Below are 8,911 nucleotides of genomic sequence, written 5' to 3'. Positions count from 1 at the left end.
TCAATAATCTCTGCTGCGCGTTCTGGCCATTGTGCGACGACCATTTGGTACATCCACTCAGAATGAGCGGCTTCCGCCGCGGTGGTTAAATTTGCGCGGAGCGTATCTTGCTCTCGAAGAAAGCGACGTAAACAACCGTTGATGAGTTTAATCGCCCATGTTCTTTTAAGCTTTTTCGCCAGATTCACGCTTTCGTTGACTGCCGCATGGTCCGGGGTCCGCATGTACTCAATTTGATACAGGCCTGTCAGCAAAATAGCGTGAACTTCGGCTTCTTTGGGTTTGATGGGTTTCGACAGCAATTGGTTCAGCAGCCCACTGAGTCTTGGTAGCGCATTGATGGTGCCCTGCGCTAGTTGGTGAGCAAACGCTTTTTGTTGAGGATCCAGACCCTGATCAAAATCCGAGACTCGAATCGCGTGACCTGTCAGGACTTGGCTTACAGCTCGAATCGCGCTGAGTCTTGCAATAGAGGGGTTCATGCCAGAGGTCTACCAAGTATCGCACCTACGACGAAAGGATTCTTGTTGTTATTGAGCACATCTCTCACTGCTAAGGCCTTACCGCCGGGCAGTTGCACTTGAGTAAGGTTTAAAATGCCTGCGCCGCACTGCACCTGAATGCCTTTCCCACAGGCATCTAGAATGGTTCCCGCGGGGTGCTCTGATTGGCTTGTCTCATCAATGACAGCTGCTTCATGAATTCTTAGGCGCTCGTCATTGGCACTGGTAAAAGCACCCGGGAATGGGTAAAAAGCCCGAATCTTGCGATCCACGGTAAGGGCTGATTGGCTAAAATCGATAAAGGCTTCAGCTTTGGTAATTTTGTGGGCGTAAGTAGATTTTTCCTGATCTTGTGGTTCAGCGTGGCGTTGCAGGTTTTTTAGGTCTTTGAGAGTGGTAATGAGTGTTTTTGCCCCGAGTGTTTCGAGTTCGCTGAATAAAGACCCTGAAGTTGTCGTTGATGTAATAGGGCAGGTCTGCACCGCAAGAACAGGACCCGTGTCCAAGCCCGCCTCCATTTGCATTATGCAAACACCAGTCTCGTTATCGCCTGCTTCAACCGCTCGTTGCACCGGTGCTGCGCCGCGCCAGCGTGGGAGCAAAGATGCGTGTACATTTAAACAACCATACTTTGGTGTATCTAACACTGCTTGGGGCAACAACATGCCGTAAGCAACAACAACAAGTACATCTAGGTTTTGGTCTGCCAGGTTTTTTTGGATATGGTCATCTTTTAGGCTAGTGGGTTGCCAAACCGGGATGTTGGCAGTTTCTGCCACGATTTTTGTTGGGCTTGGCATAAGCTTTTTGCCGCGCCCCGCGGGTCGGTCGGGTTGCGTGAGCACGAGGGGTATATCAAATCCATGTTGCAATAGCGCTTGCAGGTGTTTGGCAGCAAATTCTGGCGTTCCAGCAAAGCCTACGCGAAGAGTCTGCGCCGCCATTAGGCTTTTGCTCGGTGAGCTTTTTCAAGCTTTCTTCGGATGCGATTGCGTTTTAAGGGAGACAGGTAATCGACGAACAGCTTGCCGTCCAAGTGGTCAATTTCGTGTTGCAAGCAAATTGCTAGCAAGCCACCCAGTTCTTCTTCGTAGGCTTCACCTTGTTCGTTGAGAGCTCGAACCTTGATTCGCTGAGGTCTGCATACGGTGTCGTAAAAGCCAGGAACGGATAAGCACCCCTCATCGTATTCTCCCAGCTCTGGGTCAAGTACCTCTACTTCGGGGTTAATAAATACACGTGGTTCTGATTTGTCTTCGCTGACGTCGATCACGAGGATGCGCTCATGCACATTCACCTGTGTTGCCGCAAGACCAATGCCCGGCGCCTGGTACATGGTTTCGAACATATCTTTAACAAGAGCGCGATGCTGGTCTGTCACCTCTACCACAGGTTTGGCGATGGTGCGCAAGCGAGGATCGGGGAATTCTAGAATTTGCAGTAAAGCCATAATCGTAAAGTCGTTAAGTTCACCACGCATTATACCGCAATGGCTAAGTGCAGGTTAACGTTTCATCGAAATCGCTCAGGGGCTGTGAATTTTGCCCACAAAGAGTATCATGCTGTCATATCCAAAAGTTTGAAATAACAGGTTGCCTAGTTATGTTGTGTCGAGTCAGTCGTCTGTGGTGGGCTCTGTTCATGTCCTTAGTTATCGCAAGCACAGCCAACGCTGAGGATTTGCTTGAGGTAAATCCGGGGGCACCGACAGAATACCGTGTCCAGTCAGGTGATACTTTGTGGGATATTGCCGATATGTACTTGTCTGAGCCCTGGCGCTGGCAGGAATTGTGGGCAGGCAATCCTCACATCGATAACCCAGACTTGATCTACCCAGGAGATGTACTCAGTTTACGTGTGCCTAAGGGTGGTAGACCACAGTTACGTATTTCACGCGGTGGCGAGGTAAAACTCAAACCTGGAATGCGCGTCACGCCCTTAGATCTAGCCATTCCATTAATCGGGCTAGACGAGATAGGTGCATTTTTGCGCCGTAATCGTGTGTTAGACAAAGAACAGGCCGAAAATGCCCCCTATACCTTGGCCTCCAACAAACAGAACTTATTAAGTGCACCTGGCGATGTTGTGGTTGCTCGGGGGGCTATTCATGCTAAAACCCAATCAAAGCAAGACACCATGTATGGGGTTTATCGCGTAGGTCAGCAGTTCAAAGATCCCGTCACTGGCGAAGCCTTGGGTTTTGAGGCGCGCTTAATTGGGTCCGCCCAAAAACTTGAGAGCTCTTCTGACAGCTCGGATTTAACCGAGTTCGAAGTTAAAACGGTAAAAGAAGAAATTCGTCAAGGGGATCGTTTACTGCCGCTCCGGGAACGAATTTTGGATGCGGCGTATCAACCTCGCGCTCCAGAATTTGAGGTGAGCGACGGCTACATGATTGCCGTTGAGGGCGGGGTCAATCAAATAGGTTCATTGAACACAGTCATATTGAATAAAGGTGCTCGCGACGGCTTAGAAGTGGGCCACATGCTGCACATTTATCAAACTGGCGCGCGCGTGCGTGATGAACTTGAGGGTGACATGGTGCGTTTGCCGGATGTGCGCGCCGGCTTGCTCATGGTCTTTGAAGTGTTCGACAAGTCCAGTTTGGCGGTCGTACTCAAAGCGAGTCGACCCTTGTCTGTCATGGATAAAGTTAAAACCCCGTAACAAAAAACTTTTACATCGGTCGATCAAGGATGATCTATGGACCTCTCAGAACAGGAAGTTATGGCGCTGTTGCACAGCGCCACCCGCGGCAATGATCCTTCGCTCGCAGCTGCCTTCATGCACTTTGGCAATGTTTCTGCACTTTTGGCCGGCTCAGCTCAAGAGTGGGCTGCATTTGAATCGGACACCGGAGCGTCCTGCATCGTCTACAAAGCCGTCTTGCAGCGAATTTGCTCTGGACGATTACGCCCTGAGGAGCGGCAGGTTGTCGATTTGCTTCGTGATCTTGACGTTCAGGTCTTAATTCCGAGTGATGCCGCCTATCCGATACTGCTTCGGCAAATTCCCGACCCCCCGCCCGTATTGTATCGGCGCGGGATTTGGCAGGACTTGAATACCCCGCAGATAGCGATGGTGGGTGCGCGCAAAGCATCTCCGCAAGCGCAGAAATTGGCGCAAACCTACGCCCGCGATCTCGCTGCTAATGGCTTAGTCGTTACCAGTGGTATGGCGATTGGAATTGATGCTTTTGCGCACATAGGCGCCTTGGAATCGGGACACACTATTGCGGTGCTAGGCACCGGTATTGATCAGGTCTACCCGAAGCGACATCATCGATTGGCCCAGCAGATCCTTGAGCGCGGCTGTTTGCTGTCTGATCACCCTGTTGGCACGGGCCCTGCTCATTACACGTTTCCCAAGCGTAATCGGATTGTCAGCGGACTGTCACGCATCGTCATAGTAGTTGAAGCCGCGCGTAACAGTGGCTCCTTGATAACTGCCCGCCATGCCTTGGACCAAAATAAAGAACTCATGGTTTTTCCGTGGTCGGTGTTACACCACCAGGGTATGGGGTGTTTGGATCTTGTGGTTGATGGCGCCGGTGTAATTCGAGATCTTCAAGATGTTTGGTTGGCGTTGGCAAAAACAGATTTAAGACTCGAGTTACAGTCGATGCCCGAAGATCAAAGCGTTCTTACTATAGATCTAAGTCCCGATTGCAAGCGCCTACTACGTTTAATGGGCGATACTCCGGTCAGCAGTGTCGATTTATCGGCGCGGGTTAAAAAGCCTGTTACCTGGGTGCAAGAACACTTGCTGGAACTGGAGTTGGCTAACTGCATCACGGTGTCGGGGTTTGGCTACGTTCGACTTTAAATTTACCTTATTGGGTTTCATTGTTAAGATGCGCGCCCTATCTTTGCAATAAGCAACCAGAGGAAAGTGATTATGAGCGCACCATTTGTTGCGATCGTTATGGGGTCTGATTCCGATTTACCCGTTATGGAAGCCAGCTTCGACGTTCTGAAAAAATTCGGTATTCCCTTTGAGGTTCGAATTACCTCGGCACACCGTACGCCAGCGGCTGCCAAGGCTTTTGTTGAGGACGCCGATAAACGAGGCTGCGCAGCTTTTATCGCAGCAGCGGGTATGGCCGCGCATTTGGCCGGCGCCGTATCGGCGACGACGGTAAAACCCGTAATTGGTGTGCCTATGAATGCGTCTCTGGATGGTTTAGACGCCTTGCTCTCTACCGTGCAAATGCCAGCAGGTATTCCGGTGGCGACAGTTGCTATTGGTAAAGCGGGCGCCAAAAATGCGGCCTATTTAGCGGCGCAAATCATTGCAGTATCGGACCCCGCATTGGCCGAGGCTTTGCGCGAAGAACGTGCAGATAATGCTCGTGCAATCGAAGACAAAAACGCAGCGTTACAGGCTCAACTCAAAGGTTAAAACGATGCGTTACCCGTTTCACTGCCTGCGAGCGCGAGCGGTGTTAGCGCGTGGCGGGGTCATTGCCTATCCTACCGAAGGTGTGTGGGGTTTGGGGTGCGACCCCTTTAACAAAGGAGCGGTCGAGCGTCTGCTGGCGTTAAAAAAACGACCATGGCAAAAAGGGCTGATTGTCGCCTTGGCGAACGAGGGTGTGGCAGACACACTATTACGGACTCTGCCTCAGGACCGCAAAAACACCATTAAAGCTACTTGGCCCGGTCCAAATACTTGGTTAGTGCCGCACGATGACTTGTGGCCTAGCTGGGTTACTGGCGAATCTGACTTTATCGCGTGCCGTTTGAGTGCGTACGCTGTGGTTCGTGACTTGGCTCGAGCGGCTGGCGGTGCCATTATCTCCACGTCAGCTAACCCCGCAGGACAGGCTCCGGCGATGACGGCGCAGGAGGTCAGGCAATATTTTGGTCGGTCAGTGGATTTTATTATGCCCGGCCGGGTCCAAGGTTTACAGAAGCCCAGTGTAATTCGGCACGGTCTAACGGGTGAAACTCTTCGGGAGTGATAGGTCAATACTATGGATATTCGGGCGGTAAAGAACTATCTACTGAGCTTGCAAGAAGCGATTTGCAATGAATTAAGTGACCTCGATGGCGCTGAGTTCGCGACCGATGCGTGGGAGCGTCCCGAGGGAGGAGGTGGTCGCTCAAGGGTGATCTCTGATGGTGCGCTGATCGAAAAAGGCGGTGTTAATTTCTCGCACGTGCAAGGTGCATCAATGCCCGGATCGGCCACGGCCCACCGACCAGAACTTGCGGGTCGAAGCTTTCAGGCCATGGGTGTGTCTTTGGTTATTCATCCCAGAAACCCCTACGTACCGACCTCGCATGCCAATGTCCGAATGTTTGTGGCCGAAAAAGAGGGCGAGGAACCTATTTGGTGGTTCGGTGGCGGTTACGATTTGACCCCTTACTATGGGTTTGAAGAAGATTGTGTTGAGTGGCATAGAACCGCAAAGTCGGCGTGTGAGCCCTTTGGTGAGGAGTTGTACCCAAAATATAAGCGCTGGTGCGACGATTACTTTTACTTACCCCACAGGCAAGAGCCCCGCGGTGTTGGCGGTTTGTTTTATGATGATTTGAATGAAGGTGGGTTTGAGCGTTGTTTTGATTTTATGCGCTCGGTCGGTGATTCTTATATGCGAGCGTATCGACCCATTGTCGAGCGTCGTCGCGATATAGCTTACGGTGAACGCGAACGAGATTGGCAGCTCTACCGTCGGGGGCGTTACGTTGAATTTAATCTGGTGTTCGATCGCGGCACTTTGTTTGGGCTGCAATCTAATGGGCGCACAGAGTCTATTTTGATGTCTTTACCCCCTTTGGTTCGATGGGAATACGCGTATGAACCGGACGCGGGGTCACCGGAAGCAGATTTATTGTCTAAATACTTGATCTCGAAAGAGTGGGTATAGCTATGAGCGATGACACGAGGACGGTGGTTGATCAGCGAAAGTATGCGGTGTTTGGTAATCCGATCAAACAAAGCCGCTCTCCGTTTATCCACGCAGAATTTGCGAAACAAACTGGGATATCACTTCAGTATCGGGCTATTCGCGTTGAACTGGACGATTTCGAGCGCTCAGTGACCGATTTTTTTAAAGCGGGTGGGTCGGGGCTCAATGTCACCGTGCCATTTAAAGAGCAGGCTTACCAGTTGGCTTCGCGCCACAGCGCCAGAGCTGTTAGAGCAAAGGCCTGCAACACACTGAAACCCGATGGCGACGGCGTTTATGGCGATAACACTGACGGCATCGGTTTAATACGAGACATGGTCGCAAATCACGGTTGGAATTTGCGAGGCGCACGGGTTTTATTGCTGGGCGCAGGTGGCGCCGCACGCGGTGTCATGGAGCCTTTACTCCGCGAGAGCCCTGAATGTTTGGTGGTGGCAAATCGAACACTTACCAAAGCAGAGACCTTGGCGCAAGAATTTGCAGACTTAGGTAAGGTGTGGGCGAGAGATTTAACGGATCTCAGTGCTGAGCTGGCGTTTGACGTGATCATCAACGCCACCAGTGCAGGCCTAAAAGGCGAAACGCCTGACTTGCCCGACTCTCTATTGGGTGACCGCTGTTGTTGCTACGACATGGTGTATGGCGCTGAGCCTACCGCATTCATGCGTTGGGCCGCAGAGAACGCTGCGTGGGCGGTTTCTGATGGCCTGGGCATGCTGGTCGAGCAGGCGGCGGAGAGTTTTTACATATGGCATCAAGAGCGGCCCGATACTGCGAGCGTGATTAATCATCTTCGGGGCTCTTTAGCGGCAGCTTAGGCGGCTACCAATCGTAACCGCAGCCGTACTCCTCGATATGCTCATCTTTAAGGCGCACGTAATTGCCCGCGCTGTAGGTGAAAAAGTCGCGCTCTTTTTGTTTTAAGGGCCGAATTTGCTTGGCGGGTGAACCCGCATACATGTAGCCGCTTTCGAGCGTTTTCCCGGGCGTCACCAATGCGCCGGCGGCCACGACGACCTCGTCTTCTACGATAGCGCCGTCCATCACGATTGCACCCATTCCAATGAGTACGCGATTACCAATCGTGCAGCCGTGTAAGGTGACGCTATGACCAATAGTCACATCTTCACCAATAATGAGTGGCCACCCGTCGGGATTGAAGGGGCCGGCGTGGGTGATATGCAACACGCTGTTGTCTTGTACGCTGGTCCTGGCGCCAATCCGAATTCGGTGCATATCACCGCGAACTGATACTTGTGGCCAAACACTGACGTCATCGCCAAGCTCTACGTCCCCGAGGACCACAGCGCTTTTATCAACAAACACTCGCTTACCAAGCTTTGGTGTCCACTGTTTAAATTTTCGAACTGCTGCCATATACCTCACACCTTTCAGAAACGCTACACTGTACAAAACAGGAGGATACTATGAGTCGACGTCGTTTTATAGCGGGAGCCGTGTGCCCACGATGTGCAAAAATGGATACTATTGTGGTCGATATGGACGCGGATTTACGAGAATGCGTAGACTGCGGTTTTCAAGAAGCGCGGCCCCAAGCCCCAGGCCCCTCAGAATTGCCGACTCGTGTGAGCCGGGGTCTGTCGCGTCGTACCGAAACCCCGGCTGAACCCGTCCGCTTAATGGATCCCCCTCTTGGTGCAAAAAAAGATTCTTAACACGATTTGTACAAGCTTCTTGCTGTCGGAACATTCTAATACATTAAACAACGATATATGGTGTTCGTCCCTTGTGTATCTATCTACATATAGGGATTTGGCGGCTCACTCGTGACTCGGCAAAAAAGTTGATCTGAATCAGGCTCTTAGTGTTTTTCGTTGAAACATCGTCTATAATCTCGGCGCTGCGCGATCTATCAGTTTCCACAGGCTGTGGTCGTGTACCGTGTTTGATGTCGCGAGGCGCTTCAGGTGTCGTAATGGGGAGCGGGGTCAACGCCAAACAAAATTAATTTACGGAGACACAGCAGAATGGGTTTCATAATTGAGCGACTGCGCGCAAAAGTAGGATACGCCGCCGCCTTGATTGCCACCGCGCTGAGCGGCGGAGCTTTGGCCTCGGGGTCAAAGGTCAATCAAATGGACATGTCACCAGGCGTGACAAGTGCGGGGCAGGCAATTTACGACCTTCATAGCGCAATTTTATGGATTTGCGTTGCGATCGGGGTGGTCGTATTTGGGGTAATGTTTTATTCCATCATTTACCACCGCAAGTCGCGCGGCCACAAGGCTTCAAATTTTCATGAGAGCACCACGGTTGAAATCGCCTGGACGGTGGTACCGTTCCTAATCTTGATCGGTATGGCCGTACCTGCCACTTCAACGCTGATCCATATCTACGACACTGAAGACGCGGAAATGGACATCCTGATTACAGGCTATCAGTGGAAGTGGAAGTACGAGTACTTGAATGACAACGGCGAAAACGTCTCGTTCTTCAGTAATCTGCGTACCCCTCAAGACGAAATTTACAACAC

12 protein-coding genes are annotated in these 8,911 nt (G+C 51.5%); 8 read left to right on the top strand and 4 right to left on the bottom strand.

The window, feature by feature from the left end; translation table 11 throughout:
- The 3 genes from ACTF5Z_RS06625 to def all read right to left on the bottom strand — a co-directional run.
- Positions 1 to 482 (bottom strand): transcription antitermination factor NusB (locus tag ACTF5Z_RS06625; protein ID WP_438984967.1); only part of this gene is annotated, 482 nt, incomplete at its 3' end.
- Positions 479 to 1,447 (bottom strand): methionyl-tRNA formyltransferase, encoded by a 969-nt coding sequence (fmt, locus tag ACTF5Z_RS06620; protein WP_438984966.1) that lies wholly within the window; start codon positions 1,445 to 1,447, stop codon positions 479 to 481. The genes fmt and ACTF5Z_RS06625, both read right to left, overlap by 4 nt.
- The gene (gene def, locus ACTF5Z_RS06615; protein WP_438984968.1) at positions 1,447 to 1,953 is read right to left on the bottom strand and encodes a peptide deformylase; all 507 of its coding nucleotides are present in this window, start codon (positions 1,951 to 1,953) and stop codon (positions 1,447 to 1,449) included. The genes fmt and def overlap by 1 nt, the downstream gene beginning before the upstream one ends.
- A gap of 191 nt (positions 1,954 to 2,144) precedes the next feature.
- On the opposite strand from def, the gene ACTF5Z_RS06610 reads away from it, so the two are divergent.
- The 6 genes from ACTF5Z_RS06610 to aroE all read left to right on the top strand — a co-directional run bounded on the left by ACTF5Z_RS06610 (position 2,145) and on the right by aroE (position 7,235).
- Entirely contained in the window at positions 2,145 to 3,170 is a 1,026-nt protein-coding gene (locus tag ACTF5Z_RS06610) for a LysM peptidoglycan-binding domain-containing protein (protein WP_438984965.1), read from the top strand.
- 36 nt (positions 3,171 to 3,206) lie between these two features.
- Positions 3,207 to 4,328, top strand: a complete 1,122-nt coding sequence (dprA, locus tag ACTF5Z_RS06605) for a DNA-processing protein DprA (protein WP_438984964.1) — start codon at positions 3,207 to 3,209, stop codon at positions 4,326 to 4,328.
- Positions 4,329 to 4,400: 72 nt separating this feature from the next.
- The gene (purE, locus tag ACTF5Z_RS06600) at positions 4,401 to 4,904 is read left to right on the top strand and encodes a 5-(carboxyamino)imidazole ribonucleotide mutase (protein ID WP_423848880.1); all 504 of its coding nucleotides are present in this window, start codon (positions 4,401 to 4,403) and stop codon (positions 4,902 to 4,904) included.
- A gap of 4 nt (positions 4,905 to 4,908) precedes the next feature.
- A complete protein-coding gene (locus ACTF5Z_RS06595) occupies positions 4,909 to 5,466 on the top strand; it encodes an L-threonylcarbamoyladenylate synthase (protein WP_438984963.1) in 558 nt (185 codons plus the stop codon).
- 12 nt (positions 5,467 to 5,478) lie between these two features.
- Positions 5,479 to 6,375 (top strand): oxygen-dependent coproporphyrinogen oxidase, encoded by an 897-nt coding sequence (hemF, locus tag ACTF5Z_RS06590; protein WP_423848882.1) that lies wholly within the window; start codon positions 5,479 to 5,481, stop codon positions 6,373 to 6,375.
- Positions 6,376 to 6,377: 2 nt separating this feature from the next.
- Positions 6,378 to 7,235: a shikimate dehydrogenase gene (gene aroE, locus ACTF5Z_RS06585; protein ID WP_438984962.1), complete on the top strand. Its 858-nt coding sequence runs from the start codon at positions 6,378 to 6,380 to the stop codon at positions 7,233 to 7,235.
- A 4-nt stretch (positions 7,236 to 7,239) separates the two neighbouring features.
- Here the strand turns inward: aroE and ACTF5Z_RS06580 are convergent, their stop codons facing one another.
- The gene (locus tag ACTF5Z_RS06580) at positions 7,240 to 7,794 is read right to left on the bottom strand and encodes a gamma carbonic anhydrase family protein (protein ID WP_009575351.1); all 555 of its coding nucleotides are present in this window, start codon (positions 7,792 to 7,794) and stop codon (positions 7,240 to 7,242) included.
- Positions 7,795 to 7,844: 50 nt separating this feature from the next.
- On the opposite strand from ACTF5Z_RS06580, the gene ACTF5Z_RS06575 reads away from it, so the two are divergent.
- Positions 7,845 to 8,093, top strand: a complete 249-nt coding sequence (locus ACTF5Z_RS06575; RefSeq protein ID WP_423848884.1) for a YheV family putative zinc ribbon protein — start codon at positions 7,845 to 7,847, stop codon at positions 8,091 to 8,093.
- Between the two features lie 312 nt (positions 8,094 to 8,405).
- Positions 8,406 to 8,911, top strand: a 506-nt coding sequence (locus ACTF5Z_RS06570) for a cytochrome c oxidase subunit II transmembrane domain-containing protein (RefSeq protein ID WP_438984961.1), incomplete at its 3' end; no start/stop codon positions are given.

It is taken from the genome of Aequoribacter sp., assembly GCF_965659035.1.
Lineage (GTDB): Bacteria > Pseudomonadota > Gammaproteobacteria > Pseudomonadales > Halieaceae > Aequoribacter.
Note: the sequence above shows the minus strand (reverse complement) of the source record. Positions and strands in the feature narration are given on the sequence as shown.